The 18,302-nt window shown below is 48.8% G+C and carries 16 protein-coding genes; 5 read left to right on the top strand and 11 right to left on the bottom strand.

Features of this window, described 5'->3' with window-relative positions; translation table 11 throughout:
- Positions 1–275 precede the first annotated feature (275 nt).
- The 3 genes from AC5JLP_RS10575 to AC5JLP_RS10565 all read right to left on the bottom strand — a co-directional run bounded on the left by AC5JLP_RS10575 (position 276) and on the right by AC5JLP_RS10565 (position 2,348).
- On the bottom strand, positions 276–1,310 hold the full coding sequence (locus AC5JLP_RS10575) for a hypothetical protein (protein ID WP_496067901.1): 1,035 nt from the start codon (positions 1,308–1,310) through the stop codon (positions 276–278).
- Positions 1,311–1,399: 89 nt separating this feature from the next.
- Positions 1,400–1,828: a hypothetical protein gene (locus AC5JLP_RS10570; RefSeq protein WP_496067900.1), complete on the bottom strand. Its 429-nt coding sequence runs from the start codon at positions 1,826–1,828 to the stop codon at positions 1,400–1,402.
- Between the two features lie 40 nt (positions 1,829–1,868).
- Positions 1,869–2,348, bottom strand: coding sequence for a hypothetical protein (locus tag AC5JLP_RS10565; protein WP_496067899.1), 480 nt, complete (start codon positions 2,346–2,348; stop codon positions 1,869–1,871).
- Positions 2,349–2,641: 293 nt separating this feature from the next.
- Between AC5JLP_RS10565 and AC5JLP_RS10560 the strand changes: the two genes are divergently transcribed.
- From AC5JLP_RS10560 to AC5JLP_RS10550, 3 genes are all read left to right on the top strand, one after another.
- Positions 2,642–2,941, top strand: coding sequence for a hypothetical protein (locus AC5JLP_RS10560; protein ID WP_496067898.1), 300 nt, complete (start codon positions 2,642–2,644; stop codon positions 2,939–2,941).
- Between the two features lie 61 nt (positions 2,942–3,002).
- Positions 3,003–5,219, top strand: coding sequence for a hypothetical protein (locus AC5JLP_RS10555; protein ID WP_496067897.1), 2,217 nt, complete (start codon positions 3,003–3,005; stop codon positions 5,217–5,219).
- A gap of 2 nt (positions 5,220–5,221) precedes the next feature.
- Complete coding sequence (locus AC5JLP_RS10550) at positions 5,222–6,643, top strand: hypothetical protein (protein WP_496067896.1); 1,422 nt, start codon at positions 5,222–5,224, stop codon at positions 6,641–6,643.
- 39 nt (positions 6,644–6,682) lie between these two features.
- On the opposite strand, the gene AC5JLP_RS10545 is transcribed toward AC5JLP_RS10550, so the two are convergent.
- The 5 genes from AC5JLP_RS10545 to AC5JLP_RS10525 all read right to left on the bottom strand — a co-directional run bounded on the left by AC5JLP_RS10545 (position 6,683) and on the right by AC5JLP_RS10525 (position 11,944).
- Positions 6,683–7,804, bottom strand: a complete 1,122-nt coding sequence (locus tag AC5JLP_RS10545) for a tyrosine-type recombinase/integrase (protein WP_496067895.1) — start codon at positions 7,802–7,804, stop codon at positions 6,683–6,685.
- A gap of 547 nt (positions 7,805–8,351) precedes the next feature.
- Complete coding sequence (locus AC5JLP_RS10540; protein ID WP_496067894.1) at positions 8,352–8,864, bottom strand: cupredoxin domain-containing protein; 513 nt, start codon at positions 8,862–8,864, stop codon at positions 8,352–8,354.
- A 71-nt stretch (positions 8,865–8,935) separates the two neighbouring features.
- Positions 8,936–11,245: a heavy metal translocating P-type ATPase gene (locus AC5JLP_RS10535; RefSeq protein WP_496067893.1), complete on the bottom strand. Its 2,310-nt coding sequence runs from the start codon at positions 11,243–11,245 to the stop codon at positions 8,936–8,938.
- Between the two features lie 14 nt (positions 11,246–11,259).
- Positions 11,260–11,454: a heavy-metal-associated domain-containing protein gene (locus tag AC5JLP_RS10530; RefSeq protein ID WP_496067892.1), complete on the bottom strand. Its 195-nt coding sequence runs from the start codon at positions 11,452–11,454 to the stop codon at positions 11,260–11,262.
- 133 nt (positions 11,455–11,587) lie between these two features.
- Entirely contained in the window at positions 11,588–11,944 is a 357-nt protein-coding gene (locus tag AC5JLP_RS10525) for a four-helix bundle copper-binding protein (RefSeq protein ID WP_496067891.1), read from the bottom strand.
- A 216-nt stretch (positions 11,945–12,160) separates the two neighbouring features.
- Here AC5JLP_RS10525 and AC5JLP_RS10520 point away from each other — a divergent pair, with 216 nt between their 5' ends.
- Entirely contained in the window at positions 12,161–12,877 is a 717-nt protein-coding gene (locus tag AC5JLP_RS10520; RefSeq protein ID WP_496067890.1) for a DUF305 domain-containing protein, read from the top strand.
- A gap of 14 nt (positions 12,878–12,891) precedes the next feature.
- On the opposite strand, the gene AC5JLP_RS10515 is transcribed toward AC5JLP_RS10520, so the two are convergent.
- From AC5JLP_RS10515 to AC5JLP_RS10505, 3 genes are read right to left on the bottom strand one after another with little or no spacing between them, the layout of a single operon-like run.
- The gene (locus AC5JLP_RS10515; RefSeq protein ID WP_496067889.1) at positions 12,892–13,167 is read right to left on the bottom strand and encodes a hypothetical protein; all 276 of its coding nucleotides are present in this window, start codon (positions 13,165–13,167) and stop codon (positions 12,892–12,894) included.
- Between the two features lie 35 nt (positions 13,168–13,202).
- A complete protein-coding gene (locus AC5JLP_RS10510; RefSeq protein WP_496067888.1) occupies positions 13,203–14,003 on the bottom strand; it encodes an HAD family hydrolase in 801 nt (266 codons plus the stop codon).
- A gap of 50 nt (positions 14,004–14,053) precedes the next feature.
- Positions 14,054–17,395 (bottom strand): nSTAND1 domain-containing NTPase, encoded by a 3,342-nt coding sequence (locus tag AC5JLP_RS10505; protein WP_496067887.1) that lies wholly within the window; start codon positions 17,393–17,395, stop codon positions 14,054–14,056.
- 207 nt (positions 17,396–17,602) lie between these two features.
- On the opposite strand from AC5JLP_RS10505, the gene AC5JLP_RS10500 reads away from it, so the two are divergent.
- A partial coding sequence (locus AC5JLP_RS10500; protein ID WP_496067886.1) for an FG-GAP-like repeat-containing protein occupies positions 17,603–18,302 on the top strand: 700 nt, incomplete at its 3' end.

Genomic DNA, 18,302 nt, shown 5'->3' with positions numbered 1-18,302 from the left:
AGTAGGAGGGTTCTTTTTTTGGGAAGGAGCTACTTTGAAGGGCGAGACTGCATCTCTTGAACACGCTTAGAGGTTTCAATTTGCGTCTCCCTTATGGTTACGACTTGATACTTGATAACGTTCAAGTCAGAACGTAAATCGGTATAGACGCCTATCAAGGTTCCTCCAAAAGCTAATACGGTAATGATGCATCCTATTAAGCCTATTGTGTTGATGTTTTGTTGTTGCATTGCTTCCATCCTAACTATGTCATGAACTCACTTTAACTCACACCCTTACCTTGTCCAGTGATACTTAAGGTACCCATTAAAGGAGATTGTCGCAGCACTAGACATCTTTGTTAGAGCAAGTCTCCAATGCCCTAAGTTAGTGTTAGCAACTCCTGGATTAAGATTCGTTGTTAACGCTTTCCAGTTCGTCGTGGCTGTCTTGTTTAGGTCGGTTAAAGAAACAATTGAAGTCTCTACATTTGTCTCTGAACCCTGCCTAAAAACCTGTGCTCTCCAGTAGTTTGCAGTCGTAGCGCTAGGGTACTGGTAGTTCAGAACAAACTGAGTCACCAACAAGTCAAACGGCATTGACGTATCAGGTACAGCAAAAGCACTACCAGTCGCAGAGAGAGAGCCAGAACTGACAAAGGGTGCCAGTTGATAGCGGAGGGACTTCCAACCACTAGCCTGTTTCACCCAGTCCATAAGAACGTTCTCGTTAGCGTCTATCTGCCTCCACTTGCTGTTAGTTGGAGCGTTAGAAGGTTCATTTATGCCGTAGTAGTTGATAACGCTGAAATCAGTTTCCTTGATGTAGTTGTTATCGCTACGGCTAACGCTAATTGCCTCCTCTCTATACTGTTCAAGTAAGTCGGTAATTTCTTCATTGTCGTACCTGTCAGGATAGGGAGGAATGTCAGCTATCAACGCTTGCACTTCAGCTTTGGTGTAGTACTGTTGCAGGTCAATCACTTCTCCCCCCTCCTGAACTTGAATGGTGTATTCTGAACCTCCCTTAACGTAAATTTCGACAGCGTTACATTCGTCGGATGGAGGGAATAAATGAGTATCTGCAAAGTCGATTGTGTGTTCATCACCTGTGATCGCTCCTGTTATATCCCTCCATCTCACTAGCGCCAACGCTGGATATTTAGCGCTGATGGGTTGAATTAGTACCCCGTTAACGACATCAGTAATTCCTTGCGCTGGTAGCACCCTTTGCTTGGCAGGAACACGACTAAAAGTGATTCTAATTCCAGCGATAGCGAGTGAGGTTTTTAACCCTAACGACCGGGTTCGATTCTCTAAAGTGAAACTCATCTATAAACCTCCTGAAAGAAACTCCCCGCTCTAATCAATGAAATAAATCAATGATTAAAACAGGGAGTCTAGCCTTAACCATGTAAAACTTAACCAACAGTGTAGGAACGTCCACCTTTGATTTTGAACGTCTTGGCTTTACCACCCGTTTTCAAGAACTGCTTGATTTCTGGAACCGTAGCATTCGTAGGAACTTGAACCGAGTAGGTTCTAATTCCCTTTTTGGGTGTCTTTTGCAGCAACGGGTCAGTCACGATGATAGTTTTCCCGTTCTTTGAACCGAAGACATTGGTTTTTTTGCCATCTTCATCACCGTTAACATCGTCTGTACCAGCGACAGGAGTTTTTAGATTTAATGCTTCTGCAACTGCTGCACGGCAAGTAGCGATGAGGTTGACATTTTTAAGAACCGATCCGCCTTCGGGTTTGGCAACCTTTTTAGGAAACTTTCCGAAGAAGACTTGAACTCGTTTGTTGTTGGGTGCTACTTCTGCACCCGGTGCTTTATCTTGTGGCATTGTTCTTTACCTAATAAGTGAACCTCCTGAATGAATTGAATTAGGCGACGTAATTACTGGTAGTCACAGTAATTGAACCATCGGTAGCTACTGAGTAGGCGATTGGAATGATAGAGCTGAAGGTAGCGCCACTTTCGCTAATGCTGTAGGTCGTACCAGCACCAGCGGGTAAAGGTTGGTTGTTAGCAATTTTGACCGATTCAGCAGCGTCCAAGCGAACCACGGCAGCGAACAGAGTTTCAGCGGCGTTATCAACCGTCACGTCAGAAAGAACCGTATCGGTGAGAACTGGGTCAACCAACGGGGTGTAGTCAGAAACCAAGGCAGAGATACCAGCGGTGCCAGCAACTACAGCGTTAACCACAGGAAGAGTACCCGTAATCGTGCAGAGTGAGTCACCATACTGAATCGAAATGTTGTTCTGAGCAGGAGTTAGAGCCAATTCAGCGGAGCGTAGACGTTGAGCCGCTTCAAGAACGAAAGCAGGTAAATTGTCGGACACGTAAGATACGTTAGCCACGATGAAAAATCCTTATGCGAATGGAGTAAAGATTGTCTTTTACCTAACGGTATGAGACTAGGTTTAACGCTCTTTCTCAAAAGCGTCAACAGTGGTACTTTTAGCCCGTTATGCAAAGTTCCAAAGCTTGGGTCAGAATTTTTCGCAGTTCGTGTTATAACCTAAATTTAGAGGCGAAACTTTATCAAATCTTCACACTCTCAGTTCATTATGTTAGGGGAGTTAATGGGTTTGATAATCGCTTTCTTCAAACGCATAATGCACAACTACAGACACATAAAGGGACTAAAAAAATGGTTGCTAAAGTTGCTCAACCTTCTAACATTGTCAGACAAGAACAAGCCGTCATGCACGCGATTATGGCGCTTGATTACTCCGCTCCTACTCAGAACATCTTGGAACGTTCTAACCTCGTAAGTTTTAACGTTGAGTGGCAGATTATCAAAACTCCAGATGGTACAGAAGCGTTTGTGGGGCGTGTTGTTTTACCGCTCGACAACATCAGTCAATTACCAGCAGCTTCTAAACCCTGGCTGCAAGCGCAAGACCTTCCACAGGGTGCCAACATTAGTGCTTACTTTGGTTCTAACTAGGTGATGAAATTACTAATTAAAATTAGTAATTTGTAAAACCCAATTAACAGGAGAAAGAACAGTGGCAGATTATCAGGTAGGTCAACAAAGCACCAAGGCACCCTTTACTACACCAACTACAAGTGGTGATTTAGTGGGCAGGGGCAACGTAGGAGATATATCTCGACAGGGTACTTACACTCAGCCACTTGCTTTGCCAGGAACACCTAGTAATCTGCCCACTACCTACAGCGCACCTGGAGAAGGTACAGTACAGAAACCTTACAACACCGTAGACGTACCAGCTACGAGAGTTCCCAACAATCAGTTAAGCGGTACACCTACACCTAGTAACTTGTCAGGCGTAAGCACAGCAGGAGCTTTGCCAGGTACAAGGGGAGCTCCTACTACTGGATTAAATAACTTACCAGGAATGAATGGTTCTAACCTGACTCCTGGAGCGTTAAATGGGTCACTCAGCGCTGGTACAAGCTTACTTACGCCCTACTTGCTAGACAGCGCACGGGCAGCAGCAGCGGCTTTAACAGACCCTCGTTACTCAGGTAATGGCAAGTCATTCGGTGAAAACTACGGAGACGCACTGAGAGACATAGACAAGCTAAGAGCAGGTGATAAAGCAAACAATGACGCTCTAAATCGTTCAAGCGGAGATGCTCTACAAAACCTTGCTAATGGAGCAGGTGATTTAGCAGGAAAGCTGGGAAGGTTGCTAGGGTTGCATCCTAATGGGGAAACTAAGGGTAAACGCACACAGGGTATACCTCCCAGCGATAAACGTTCGCCCTTTAACGGTACGCCCGGTGTGAATTACAACGTTCTTGTTACCTACGGGGATAACCGTTTTGGGGAAACCCCTGCTGCAAGTGGCACTTACACGGCACCGATTACGATTCAACGTGCCGATGGTGCACAAGGCGTTCGTGTTTACTCTTTGGTAACTGGTAGTGGCACTTTCCCATTTTTGGATATTGGGAGTGGAAACGTCACGAGTGAACCGAAAATTGCCTCGATGAATCGTGTTGATGGGCAAAAAGATCCCAAGCAAGCTCCCACTCCCACGGCAACTAGACCTAATGGTGAACCTGCTCCTACTGGTTTATCAATGCCTGATAGTTCTAACTCTCCAACGGCTCAACCGACCAATCCAACCGCCACACCTTCTAACGCTCCGTCAGTCACACCTGGCAAGAATCCTTCTGAAGGAAAACCTACACCTGAGTCTCCGTCTACACCTCAAGTACCTTTTATTCCTGTTCCCGTTCCCATTAACCCTCTGTCTCCAACTAATGGGCAGCAGCAGCAATCATCGCCTAACGTCCAAGCACCATCGTTGAACCCACTTTCACCTTCATCTACTACAACCACTACGCCCAAGACACCAACCTATCCACAAACACCTGGCAACGCAGAAACACCTACCACTCAACCACAACCTAAACCAGCTACACCTAATGCAACTCCTGGTGATGGTGATAAGTGTTGCCCTCAGACTACTGCTGATTTAGAGGAGATTAAGAAGGTGTTAGGCGTAGGAGAGTACGGTGTTTCACTTCCTTTACTGACGGGTGATAATCCTCAACTCATCAAGAACATCCCTGACCTGTTGATGTGGACGAATCGTAATATTGACGCAACGCAGGGGCTTTACCCCTTAAAGGTGAAGGTAAAACAACCGAATGGTTCAGAGAAAACCATCACGCTGAATGATGGGGCACACGCAATGCAGGAACTATTCGCCATGAGTTTAACTATCGCAGAAGATGCAGACGCAGCGGTGAACATTGGAGCAAGAATCGCTACCGAGGTGATTCATACCAAGGTAGGGGTCTTCCAAGGGAACGAACTACTAAAAGCGATTCAGAAGTTTTTCGGTTTCGATACTAGAGCAGAGCCTAGAGTCGTTAAGTTGAACTTTACGCCTAGTGCAGCAGGGGTTAACAATCAACTAGAGAACGACGAAATCGCAGCGTTCTTGAAACCTTCAACTCAGCCATATGTAGGAACAGAGTTCAACGATAAGCAGACAGCTTTACCTTTGTTGCAGCGGATTCTTCATAACTCAGAAATCGCCATGAGAGCAGTCTGGCAACCGATTAAACCAGACAAGAAAGGTAGGGACGACATTACAGGTTCACGACTAAAGGCTGCTAATCAGAAACCAACCAAGACGGAAGAGGAAATTTGGAAGAACTTACAAGAAACTCTCAAGATTCTCGGTTACGAGGGAGTTGATGTTACAGGTAAGTTGAAAGGTGATAACGATAAAAGTGGTACTTAAATATGGCACTTTCTTTAGAGTTGACTACGCTGAGAAGCAGAAAAGAGAACGCTAAGGTAGAAGCGACTAGAGCCGTAGCAAAAGCAACTGAAGGTTTATTGCCTAAGCTGAAAAAGTTTCTTGGTTGGGGTTTTTCAGCGGTTGTTAATTATTTCAATCTCTCCTTTAGCAACCTGTGGGATATGTTCGTACAAGCATACTTTGCGATTAAGACGTTCGACTTTGGCGCTACTGATAAAGCGTTAGAGGAACAGATAGAGAGGAACAACCAACAACTCGTCACTAGAGCAGCAGAAGCACTAGGAGAGACGCTAGGGTTTCAGTCGGTGAGACTGGCTAACGCTTTTCTGGGGAGGTTCTTTAGGAAGAATGGACGTGACCAAGCTGCCAAAATGAAAATACCGATTCTTACAGCAGAGATCGGTTTAGCGTTGGCTGAAGAAGGAAACGAAGAGCTACAGGCAAACGTTAAACGACTGCTACAGGGAACTATATCGGCTCAGGTAAGCAACGCTTTTATCAACACAGTACTGGCAGCTAGAAAGAACCACTGGTTTGGTTTGAACTCAATCACCACACCCCAGGCAGACGGTAGCATCGCTCAAAAAATCGAGAAGAAAATTGAACAACTTCCTAAGTTCTGGCAGCAGCCCGTAGAGGAGTTTATTGAAGGCTTCGAGGAGGGGATTATCGAGGCTGGATACATCGTAACGATGAAGATTGACGATCATGTAGCCGCTAATCGATACGCTCAAAACAGAAGGGGAGTAGAGCGTTACATTGAGATTCCGGTAGAACCTCAGTCAGATGAGAAGCTCCAGTTTGCAGGCAGTCAAGCCGAGGTAGTTGATCTAGTGAAATCGGCAACGATGACCACTATTCCCTTAGTGAAGAACAGAGACATCGGTCAGGTATTCGCTGAGCCAGTGGATGAGCAGATCAAACCTAAAGTACAGCTACGCAAGGTTGTGTTCAATTTCAGTGAATACTCAAAACCTCCTTATCGACGCAAAGGTAAATTAGGCACTCATGCCAGCATTGCTGTACCAGACGCTAAGCCTGGTTTAGGTTATGAGAAGTTGAGATCAACGCTAGACGGCTACACAAGAGGGAATTGTTATTGCACCTGTCAAATGGATAACGGTAGACAAATGGCGGTTTATGCGAGTACTGAGACTGAGGGTAAGAAGGTACTTAGAACTCTTGCCTCTCTAAGTACGGCTGACCTGATTGAAGAGACGTTTAGGTCAAGTCAGGCTGGCGATGTTTCCAAAAAAATTGGGATAAAACAGATGCACATTCAAAGCGCTAGTCTGCTTTATCCCAAGAAAAAGAACGGAAAACTAGTTGGAGCTAATGGTAAATCAGTAACGGTAAAGCTGTTTTCTGGCTCTCCCCCTGTAAGCTTTGAACCGTTTATTTAGGGGTGTTGAGGTATCTACCTAAACTTTTAGCCTAAATCTTTAGCCTAAAACTTCACCCTCACTCTTATAACTTGGTAGTTGAATCTCTTTAATCGCATGACCGTAAACCGTACTCACCATCCTTAAATCACTGTGTCCCAGTAGTTTCGCGGCATCAGCTAGCGTTCCTCCGTTCTCTATCACTGTAGATGCAGCAGTGTGACGAGTAATGTAAGGTTTGCGGTAGGGAATGTTGAGGGATTCTAAGCAGGGTTTCCAATAACGGTTAAGCAGGTTTCTATCGTCCAGTGCCTCCCCTTTTTGGTTGCAGAACACTAGCTCACTGTTCACTTGATTATTCTGTTGCCATCCAAGTGCTGAGACGATGCAGAGCGACAACTGTTTAGACAAGGGAAGCACTCTCACATCACCCGTTTTGGTTTCCTTCATCCGTCGATTAGCAGCAGCGCTAGAACCATCTTCAGAACGAGCGAGAGCACAATCAATAGTAACGATTCCCTGTTCGGTATCTACCTTGCTTTTGAGTAACCCTATTGCTTCACTCGGTCTACACCCTGTCAGAAAGAGGAATGAGTAGAAGGAACCTATCATCAACGACTTGGCGTATAGCGTTGCCAAAATGAGCGTTACTTCATCGGGTGTGAAGGGTTTAATCTTCACTCGTTCTACTGGACGGTTCTTTAGATTGCGGTAGGGGTTGTGAGGTAGGTAATTCTCATCTACTAGCCACTTACCGAACCGTCTGAGGTAGCCTACACGGTCGTTGTAGGTGCGAGGGGAAAGATGGCTCCAATAAAGGTTAAACCCTTTGTCGCTGTAGCTTCTGCTGCCACTGGCGATTAGCGCTTGTAACACTGGCTCATAATGCACCTTAAAGTTTCCATCATTCGGTTTTACCGTTCCCATCCACTTAGCAAACATCTCTACAGGAGTTCCCAGTTTGTTGACTGCTTTGCTTAATCCTTGACGGTACCGTTCTAGTGTTGGGTCAAATGTTCTTTCCAATATATCCGCTTCAATCTGCCTAACGAGTGCTTCAGCTTTTGCCTTATCACTGTGACTATCCCAATTACCTAAACCATAGAGACTACAACGTTGCCCGTTAGCGGTGAATTGAATCCCTATCCTTCCATTTCTGTTCTGAAGTCTAATCTTCTGCATTTCTACTTACCTTCTGCACATGTGGTTACACACGTAGATAGGAAGAAAAGCTGAAACCCATGTACCGTGCACAGAGCGAAGATGGTTTCACGACGATGTCAACGTGGTGCTCTAACCAACTGAGCTATGCGTCCAGGCACGGTACACGACTATAGCATAAATCATGCTTTGGATCAGCAATCCCAAATTCAAATTTCGACAAAAGTAGCTCTCACCCCGGAGGATTTCACTGCTGTATCAATTTAATTATATGAGGCTGCATAGAATAGGGCTTCCAGAATAAAGTTGTAGGAAGCAACCGACATCATCATGTTCCAACGTCAGTTGATCAAACAGTTCTTGAAATCGTTCTCGCAACGCTTACATGGATGGGAATAGCTGAGAATTTGTGCTTTCCTAATTAAGGGCACTGGTAGCAAACAAAATCTCAGGTTGAAGGGTGTGGATGAGTGGACGGATGGATGAGCCGTGGGATGTTATTTCCCAACGAGTCCCTAAGCTAGGGTAGTGCAGAAATGGAACGAACCTGATACGTACAAACGATCCCTCACCCGTTGGCTTTCGCTACAGTCGGGGACTCAACTTCTACCACGCCACGAAACATATTCATGCCACAGGTGAACGTGTACTGCCCTGGTTTTTCGGGTGTGAATTCCACTGCTGTAACGTGATTCAAACTGAGGTCACGGGCAATGTGGAAATCAGGCAGTACAACTGTTTCAAGGCAACGGCTGGGATCTTTACGAAAGAAATTGAGGCGGACAGGCTGCCCTGCACTGACGATCACTTGGCTCGGTTCATAGCCTCCATCGACGGTGATGGTTAGCTCTTGCACGCCTTGCTTGGCTTCTGCCTTGTGAGCTTGTTTTTTGCTGAAGACGAACCACCAAAGCTCTAGTGCGATCAGGGCTGCGCCACCGACCACTACGCCAATTTGTAACCCCAAGGGCTGCTCAAGGTGATGAAACTTCGCTCGCCCTGCTTCAGTCTTTTCCATTGACATCTGAGCATTGACATTGCCTTGTGAAGAGAGCAGTACGGTGCTTAAAGCGAGACTCATGATGAGGCTTAGGCTTGTAAGCCTGACAACTATCTTTTTTTTGTAAATCATTGATGAAACCTCCTGCAAAATCAAGTCGCCGCTTTGGGCTGAAAATTCCGTAGTCGCAGGGCATTGGTGACGACAGAAACCGAGCTAAAGGCCATCGCACCACCTGCGAGAATGGGACTCAGCAACCAGCCAAAGAAGGGGAACAGGATGCCCGCGGCGATTGGGATGCCTGCGACGTTATAGATAAAGGCAAAGAAGAGATTTTGGCGAATGTTTTGCATCGTCGCGCGAGATAGTTGAATAGCGGTGACAATGCTTTGAAGATCGCCAGAAATGAGGGTGATATCGCTAGCCGCGATCGCCACATCGGTCCCAGTGCCGATCGCAATGCCCACATCGGCTTGAGCGAGTGCTGGTGCATCATTAATGCCATCTCCCACCATTGCCACAATGTTGGTCGGATGTTTGGCTTTCTTTACAGGCTTGGAGCTAGCCACGCGTGCTTTGATCGCACTACGTTGCAGGGAGGCGATGACATCGGCTTTTTGGTCAGGGCGCACTTCCGCGATGACGTGGGAAATGCCAACTTCACGGGCGATCGTCTCAGCCGTGGGGCGATTGTCTCCCGTCAACATCACCACCTCTAACCCTAAGCGCTGCAAGGCACGAATGGCTTGGGCAGACGAGGGTTTGATGGCATCCGCAATGCCCATAATTCCTTGCACATCACCATCAACAGCAAGCCAAATCACCGTTTTGCCGATCGCTTCCAATCGGTCTTTCTCCTGTTGCAACACTCTGGTTTCGATGCCCAGTTCATCCAACCAGCGCTGTGTACCAAGTTGTACCCACCGATCTGAGACGGTGCCCTGAACGCCGCTCCCTGCGATCGCCTCAAAATTCTGCACAGTAGCTAATTCCACCTGCTGCGTTTTGGCATAGTTCACCACCGCTTCTGCCAGGGGATGTTCTGAGTAACGTTCCACGGAAGCCACCAGGCGGAGAAGCCTGAGTTCATTGCGGTTTGCAGTGCCCTGAGTGGTCGTAAAATCCGTGACAGTAGGCTTGCCTTGAGTAATCGTGCCCGTTTTATCCAGCACGATCGTCTGGATTTGATGCGCCAGTTCCAAACTCTCTGCACCTTTAATCAAAATGCCGTTTTCGGCTCCTTTGCCCGTGCCCACCATAACCGACGTGGGTGTGGCTAACCCCAGTGCACAGGGACAGGCAATAATTAGTACCCCAACCGTAGCGATCAACGCCAGGGTGAGATTGCCCATTGCCAAAAACCAGAGGACAAAGGTGGCGATCGCAATGGCAATGACAACGGGCACAAACCAACCCGTCACTTGATCGGCTAGTCGCTGAATCGGCGCTTTTGACCCCTGGGCATCTTGCACCAGTTTGACAATTTGCGCCAGCACCGTGTCTTTACCCACGCGGGTCGCACGGAATTTGAAGCTGCCTGTTTGATTGATGGTAGCTCCAATGACCTCATCGCCCACATGTTTCTTGCTGGGGACACTTTCGCCCGTCACCATTGATTCGTCGATCGTCGAGGCACCTTCCACAACTTCGCCATCTACGGGAATCTTTTCGCCTGGTCGCACCACCACGACATCGCCTTTCTGCACGTCTTGAATGGGTACTAACTCCTCCCGTCCCCTGCGAATAATGCGGGCTACTCTCGCCTGTAAGCCAATGAGCTTGCGGATCGCGTCTGATGTTTGACCCCGTGCGCGGTTTTCAAACAGTCGTCCCAGCAAGATCAAGGTGATGACGATCGCCGCTGTCTCGTAGTAAAACTCTGGCATCAAGCCTTGATGGACAAGAAACTGCGGGAAAACGGTAGCAAACACCGAGTAAAAATAGGCTGCGCTGGTGCCTAACGCAATGAGCGTATCCATCGTGGCGGCATGGCGCTTCAAAGCTTTCCAGGCATTGCTGTAGAAAGAGTAGCCGCACCAAAACTGGATGGGAGCCGTGAGCACAAGCTGAAACCACGGATTCGACAGCCAGCCAGGAATCAACGGCAGTTTTAATCCCGTCATGGCAGACAGTGAACCGATGACCAGAATGATGCTGACGATCGCCCCCACCCCAACTTTGCGCGTTAGCTTACGGCTATCGGCAGCACGAGCCGCTTTCTCAGCCGAATCTTCCCCAAGCGAGGCTTGCTCCTGCAATGAGGCGGCATAGCCTGCGTCACTTACCGCAGCTTGAATCGTCTCTACCGTCGTTTTCTGAGGGTCATAGGTGACAGTAGCTTGCTCAACCACAAAATTGACACTGCTGGCGCTAACCCCTGGCACTGATCGAATGGCCTCTTCGATACTGTTGGCGCAAGCGGCACAGCTCATTCCCCGCAATTTGAGCGTAACCGTTTTCATCTTCCCTGCCTCATTCAACTCACCGCATAACCAGCCGCCACGATCGCTTGCCTTACCGCGTCTTCTGGCGTTTGCGTTTCAACGACAACAAGTTTGGTCTTAGGATCGGCTTGCACCATTGCGGCGGGGTCAATTGTTTGAATGGCATGTGTGATGGTATCGCTACAGGCAGAGCAAGCCATATTAGGAACAGTTAGTTTAATTGCCATTGTGCCAGTCCTTTGGTTCGTCGTTATCCCCATCTTGAAGTCTCCACTCGACTGGATAGTCAAGCGATAAGACGAAGAATTTACAACGGTAGTCTGTCGGGATGCTACAGATAAAGCTCTGACAGAAGCGGAACTATGCCATTGTGGTTGCCATTTGACGACAGGTTTCAGCGCAACGACGACAGGACTCAGCACAACGCTGGCAGTGGTCGTGATCGTGTTTTTCACACTCTGCTGCACAACGATCGCACGCTGTTGCACAGACGCTGCACAGTTGAGCATGAAGGTCAGAGTTGCGTGCCATGAAGCGGGCGCAGAGCGCACAGGTATCGGCGCAATCGCGGCAGAGCTGAATACACTGGGCCATCATTTGCACCATATCGCTGTTCAAGCAAGCCGTGGCGCAGTTCTCACAGTCACGTAAGCAGTCAAAACAAGCTGCGATGCAGGTATCCAGTAAGGCTTGGTGCTTTTGAACTGTTGTCGTCATACTGATCTCCTTGGTTAAAGAAAAAACGCGATCGCCAAAAGGCTTCACAACTTCACCCTAAAGAAGCATTACTCTAATTGCTTCCGTCTTTCGCAAGGGATCTGACTTCCTCTTTTGCGTCTAGTAGAAAGTCGCCTATCTAACTCTATGGGGTTGACTCTCCAGCTAGCTGGAGTATGCAGAATCAGAACATCGTCTTTTGCCAATCCTTTTCTTATGGCTAACAGATTTAAGTTGCGCCACTTTGTCATCAGCAAAACAGGTTCACTGTTGCTCCTGGGAGCGATCGCCACGACTGGCCTGATCAGCGCTTGTTCTACTACTGCCGAAAAGGCGCAGGCTCCCAGCCCATCAGCGACCGATGCTGGATCGATGCAGATGGATCACGGCAGCATGAGTCCGTCTGATGGCACAATGAACCACAGCATGGGAATGGAGCTTGGCCCTGCTGATGCTAATTTTGATCTCCGGTTTATTGATGCTATGACACCACACCATGAGGGAGCCGTTGTGATGGCGAAGGAAGCGCAACAAAAATCGAAGCGTCCCGAAATTCAAAAGTTAGCGGCTGGCATCATCAAGGCGCAAAAGAACGAAATTGCTGAGATGAAGCAGTGGCGGCAGTCCTGGTATCCCAAAGCACCTACAGCCCCAATGGCCTGGCATGCCGACATGAAGCACATGATGGCAATGTCAGAGGGCCAGATGAAAGGCATGATGATGAACATGGATTTGGGGACTGCTGATGGTCAATTTGATTTACGCTTTCTGAATGCCATGATTCCTCACCACGAGGGGGCGATCGTGATGGCAAAGGATGTTTTGAGTAAGTCTAAGCGTCCGGAAGTGAAGCAACTCGCTCAAGCCATCATCAACTCTCAGCAAGCCGAAATTAATCGAATGAAGCGGTGGAAACAAGCCTGGTACAAGTAGAACGAATCAACCAACTAGACCTCGGAGGTTTTGAACACCTCCGACATCTGGGAACTGACCCGATCGACCAATTGCGCTTGCTCTTCGGACGTGTTAACCGGAAAGCGCTCCCAATCGGAAGACAATCTCAAGTCGGCGAACAGCCCGGTAGGATCGTCGTGAAAGTGCAAAAACGCCTGTCCTTTACGGTAAAAAATGCCGCGTTTCTTTTCCTTTAGCCCTTCGATAGCACGAAGGGCCGTGAGTAAAGTGGTGAGTTTATCCAGGGCGCGATCGTTGGCATGTTTCATGGTTGTCGATCACTGTGAAACATTGAGCGGAGGTTTCATAGTGCACTGCTTTCTGTGATCCAGGTTTCTAACGGCTGGCTAAAGTGTTGCAAAGACAGTACATAAATCTGAGCGTCGTGAGCCGCCAAATCTCTTTCTGGTTGCGTATTGTAGCCCCACTCTGCTAAAAATAGCTTTACATCGGCAAGATCGGCTTGCTGTTTGACGGCTTGCAGGGTTTGTAACCGATCTTCCACAAACCAGAAAGTGGCATTGGAAGCCTGCTCTGATCGTAGCGATCGCAACGTCTCTGGTTTGGGTCGTTTGACTTCTTTGCCCAGAATTTTCAGCTTCGTGAAATCAACGTGGTGCTGCTGCAAGAGCTGTTGAATGAACCGTCCCTCTTTGGTGCTGATGATGATGATTTCGGTGTCACTAGTGAGCCAGGTCTTGAGTTGCGGAATGATACCAGGATAAAACTCTTGCTCTGCCAGCCAGCTTTCCACATCGCGTTTAATCCAGCGATCGCGCACGCCATCGACTTCAGCCGCAAGTTGAGCGGCTTCCATCCCATCTTTGACGGCCTGCTGTTTGGCGATAGTAGTCCAGTGCAGCAGAATCTCAGCCTCTGATGTGCCCAACAAGAGCGATCGCACCAGGAGCGGCATTTCCCATCCGGTTTCAATCACAGGTCGGGTACGGTAGAACTGTTCAGCCAGACCGTCTGGTGGAGATGTCTCGTCCGGTTGCCAGAGATTGCAGTAGGCACGCCAGGACGTTTGAAAGTACTCCTTCATGCCATTGCAAAGGACACCATCAAAGTCAAGGGCAAGCACAGTTGGGGCAAGAACAGACATAGCGACTGGCGTTCAACAACATCGCTTTAACCCTACCGCAACTGGCTGTGTTACAGTGCAGCGCCAGGTACAGTCGTGGGTGATGGTGGTAACTGCACGGCGCGCCATTCAAGGCCAGCCTCGACTTGTTTGTGCTTTGGTGTGTTGGGTGTCGGTTTAAAGCTCACCATTAAAGCGGTGATCAGCAGTGCCAACGAAAACAGCAGCAGCAGAGATGGCAGAGCACTTTCAGCCGAACGAATCTGCTTGAGCTTGGACATCAGAAACGCATTTTGTCGTCGCAGGCTAATCAGCCGTTTCACGACAGGTTCTGGTTGAGACGCCTCTGATGGATGGTGATCGTGCAGGTCTAAATCCGCAACGCTTTCTTCTTGCTGCTGACGAATGAAACTTACGAGATAATCGTGAACTAGCTGGTAGCGATCGGCAGGATTTTCGGGCACCAGAAAGAGTAACCCAGAGCCGACCAACACTTCCAGCACTAGATCGAGCTTATTGATTTCAGCCGTCAAACCTAAATCGACCAAATCGGTTTCTAAATCTTCGCGGCTTTTGAGCGGGCGTGTGCCATTTTCGTTTGTGAGCAGAAACAGAACAATCCGTGCAGCATCTTCATTTTCAGGGCCACAATCTTCAATGATGTTTTCGAGCGATCGTGCCACCAGTTTTTCCTTGGGGCCTTTCTGGCGATATTCCGCCAGCGTCGTAATCCCTTCCGCTTGCAGTTCGGCACCCACTGCCTGTAGCTCGATCGCTCGCACTTCGCCAGAATCGTCTGCCAGATCGGTGACTAAGGCATCCACCAACTCGTCATCCAGGTAGAACTGGGCGCGATCGGTCAGGCTTTTGATGATCGATCGCGCATCGGCAGGCGAAAAGTCTCCCAACGGATAGCGGACATCTTTCCCAAGAATGTCATTGATGCTGTCTAAATTCACACTATCACGGCTGGCAAGGCGCTGAAACTCCAGCAGGTAGTGGAGGTAGTCTTCCCTCAGCGTCAGCACGACTTTGACAAAATCCAGGTTCAGGCAATCGCGCAGAAACTCATAGAACAGGCGGCGCTGTGGTAGGGTTTCATGGACAAAGAAGAACTCCTCAAACTGGTCAAAAATCAGCACCGGGATGAAGTTAAGACTGGTGGCTTGGCGGAGGAGAGAGAGGAGAGAAGAGAGAGGGGGAGCAGAGGGAGCAGGGGAAGCAGAGGACACGTTAAATTTTCCTGGCTCCTGGCTCCTGGCTCCTGAGTGCTGACCGCTGACCGCTGACGGCTGACCGCTTCCTTCCATTTCCTGACGGCTGACGGCTGACGGCTGACCGCTTTCTTCTGCCTCCTGCCTTCTGCCTTCTGCCCTTTGCCCTCCGATCGCCAGCACCAATCTCGCTTCCAGGGCCGTTTGCCAATCGGTGTAAAGGTCAATCAAAAGGGGCAGTGCAATGCGATCGCCAATCACACGCTCTTTTAACGCAGGCACCAGACCCGCATTGACGATCGAGCTTTTGCCTACTCCCGATGGCCCATGAATGACGGTGAGCTTAAGATCATTCCGCCCCATGCGAACGACCAAACGGTTAACATCTTGCTGGCGACCAGATGCTCTAATCTCTTGTGCCAGTGGCGCTTCTTGAGGAATTTGACCCGGAAATTGGCTGAATAAAGACTGCTGTGGCTCCAGACGCAGTGCTCCAATAAAGGCGCGAAACCCATACTGATGCTCCAGCGATCGCCGCGTTTGTTTGGTATGAAAGGCTTCTAGGTAGTGCCCTTGCTGAAAGTACAGGTCTCGTAGATGCCGCAGAATAACGATGTAAAGCTGTGGATCATCGGGTGGATAGGTCTGATTTTGAGCTGTTTCCAGATGACCGATCGCGACTTCGATCTGCCCCAACTTTGCTTCCGCTCTAGCCATCAGCAGCAAGTACCAGCCTTGATGGTACCGTTGCGCGACTTCCAGGCTGTCCTCAATATGGGGATTGGGGGATTGGTGATCGATCGCCGCTGTGGTAGCGGTCAAAATATCGAGTGCTGTTTCCACCTGCTGTTTGGCCTCTTTCCAGGACGATCGTGCCAGGGCGACCTCCGCCAGAAAGCCATGATCTCGTGCCTGTCGGACAGGGTCAGCATAGAGCTTGTGCAGCACCAAGGCGCGTTTTGCCACTGCCTCCAACTCATCCCATTGCTGAAGCTTTTGCAGCACCTCGGCTTGCGGGATGATGAATCGAGCCACCAGATCCTGACGATTAGTTTGCTCAAATACCTCTAGACCACGCTGAAAGTAGTTCAGTGCTTGCTGGCAGGCATCGGTATAAAGAGTACGTTGTTGCATTGCCCGCGATCGCCACCACAGCCCAAGGTAAATCAGCACACACGCCGCTCGTTCGCTGGCAGACGGCAGCAGGACAAAGGATTCGGATAGCTTTTGCGATCGTTGGCGGTTACTTTCTTCTTGCCAAAACGCCAGACTACACTCGTAGCAGATACGGGCCGTTGCCAATTCACCTTGCGCATGGGCATCCTGTCCAAGTAGAAAATCAAGACTTGCTTGAAGCGCTGGATCAATGGCCTGACCGCTGCTAAGGACTCGTTCAAGGGCAAATTCTAATTCTGTTCTGCGCAACGAATTTGTGCCCCACGTTTGGAAATGTTTCTGTTGCAGCAATGTCCAATTGGGCAAAAATTGTTCATCGCCTGCATCAAGAATGGAGGCAAAGAGTCTATCGGTATGCTGCCGTAGCCCTTCTAGCACCGCATCTGATGCCACGTCGAAGGAAATGACCGTATTCCCTCCCCAACTTTTCAAGTCGGGTGCCAGTCGGTCGAGCTTTGCCAGGACGCGATCGTTCATCCACAGCACAAGTGGAAACGGGAATTTTTTACTCAGCTCCTCGCGCACAAGATTGGTGGCTAACAGCACCTGGTCGATCGCTGTGACCGACTCCAGCCCGTAGATCATCAACGCGTTAGGAGGCTGACAGCGGGAAGAGTTTTGAGTTTCGAGTTTTGAGTTTTGAGTTGGAGGATTTTGGGGAGGAGTTTTGAGCTGTTGATGGTTGACCGTTTGTAAGGGTGATTGCTCTGCTCCCGCTTCCCCTGTTGCCCCCTCTCCCTTTACCTCCATCTCCTCCTCACACTCGTGCTCATCCTCCTTCATCTCCGTCCGAATTCTGGTGTAGAGGGTTTTAGCCGTTTCAGGCAGTGTGTATTCATGAATGGGCAACGGACAACGTTCTTTCAACTGTTGCGTCATGCGATCGCGCAGTTTAGTGTAGTTGCAGCGCACCAAAATCAGCGCAAACTGCTGCTGCGACAGGGTAATTGCACGAACGAGTGTATCCAGCGATCGCTCATTTTCCGCTCGTACTGCTTGTCGGGATTGGTCGGTCGTACTCATATCGGTACAGCCCTTAAGTATTTATATCGTTCTCTCCCTTGTTCCTTGGGGTTAGTACCACAACACAAAGCATGAGCAAGAGCGCAATACCAGTGAAAACACGGGTTTTTAAAGCTCATTTTGAAGACTTTACTCAAGTAAAGAAAAATCAAGGTTTATTAATTTCTTGAAGGCAAACATAGAGCTATACCAACTATTGTAAAAGCTATGCCGGACTACGCAGGGAACAATCTAACTTCTGCAAAAGAGATTAGCTCAGCCACAGGTTTGCAAGCGTTCAGCGATCGAGTAGATGCCTTTGATACGGATGACTACTACCGCATTAGCCTCAGCGGACGCAGCAGCCTCAACATAGCAATCAATGGCCTAAGTGCAGACGCAAATGTACAGTTGCTCGATCGTAACGGCAACACCTTACAAACGTCTGCCAATAGCGCTGGTATTTCAGAAGCAGTTAGCCAGGTTCTTGATGCCAACGTTTACTATATTCGGGTTTACCAAAGTAGCAGCGGTGCTGACACAGACTACACCCTCAACCTCAAACTGCAAAATAACCCCAAAATTGATGTTCTTTGGCGTGATTACAGCAGTGGCGCAAATGCAGTCTGGTTCATGGGTGGCACGAACAATTCCAGCATTACCACCTCTACATCTCTCACCTCAGTAGCCACAAATTGGCAGGTTGAAGGCATTGCAGACTTCAATGGGGATAATCGTCCTGACTTGGTCTGGCGAGACTACAGCAGTGGCGCGAATGCTGTGTGGTTTATGGGTGGCACCAACAATGCGACGCTCATCGGCTCTACATCTCTCACCTCAGTAGCCACAAATTGGCAGATTGAAGGCATTGCTGACTTCAATGGGGATAATCGTCCTGACTTGGTCTGGCGAGACTACAGCAGTGGCG

It is taken from the genome of Stenomitos rutilans (assembly GCF_059505485.1).
This window is presented reverse-complemented; position numbering and strand designations above follow the sequence as displayed.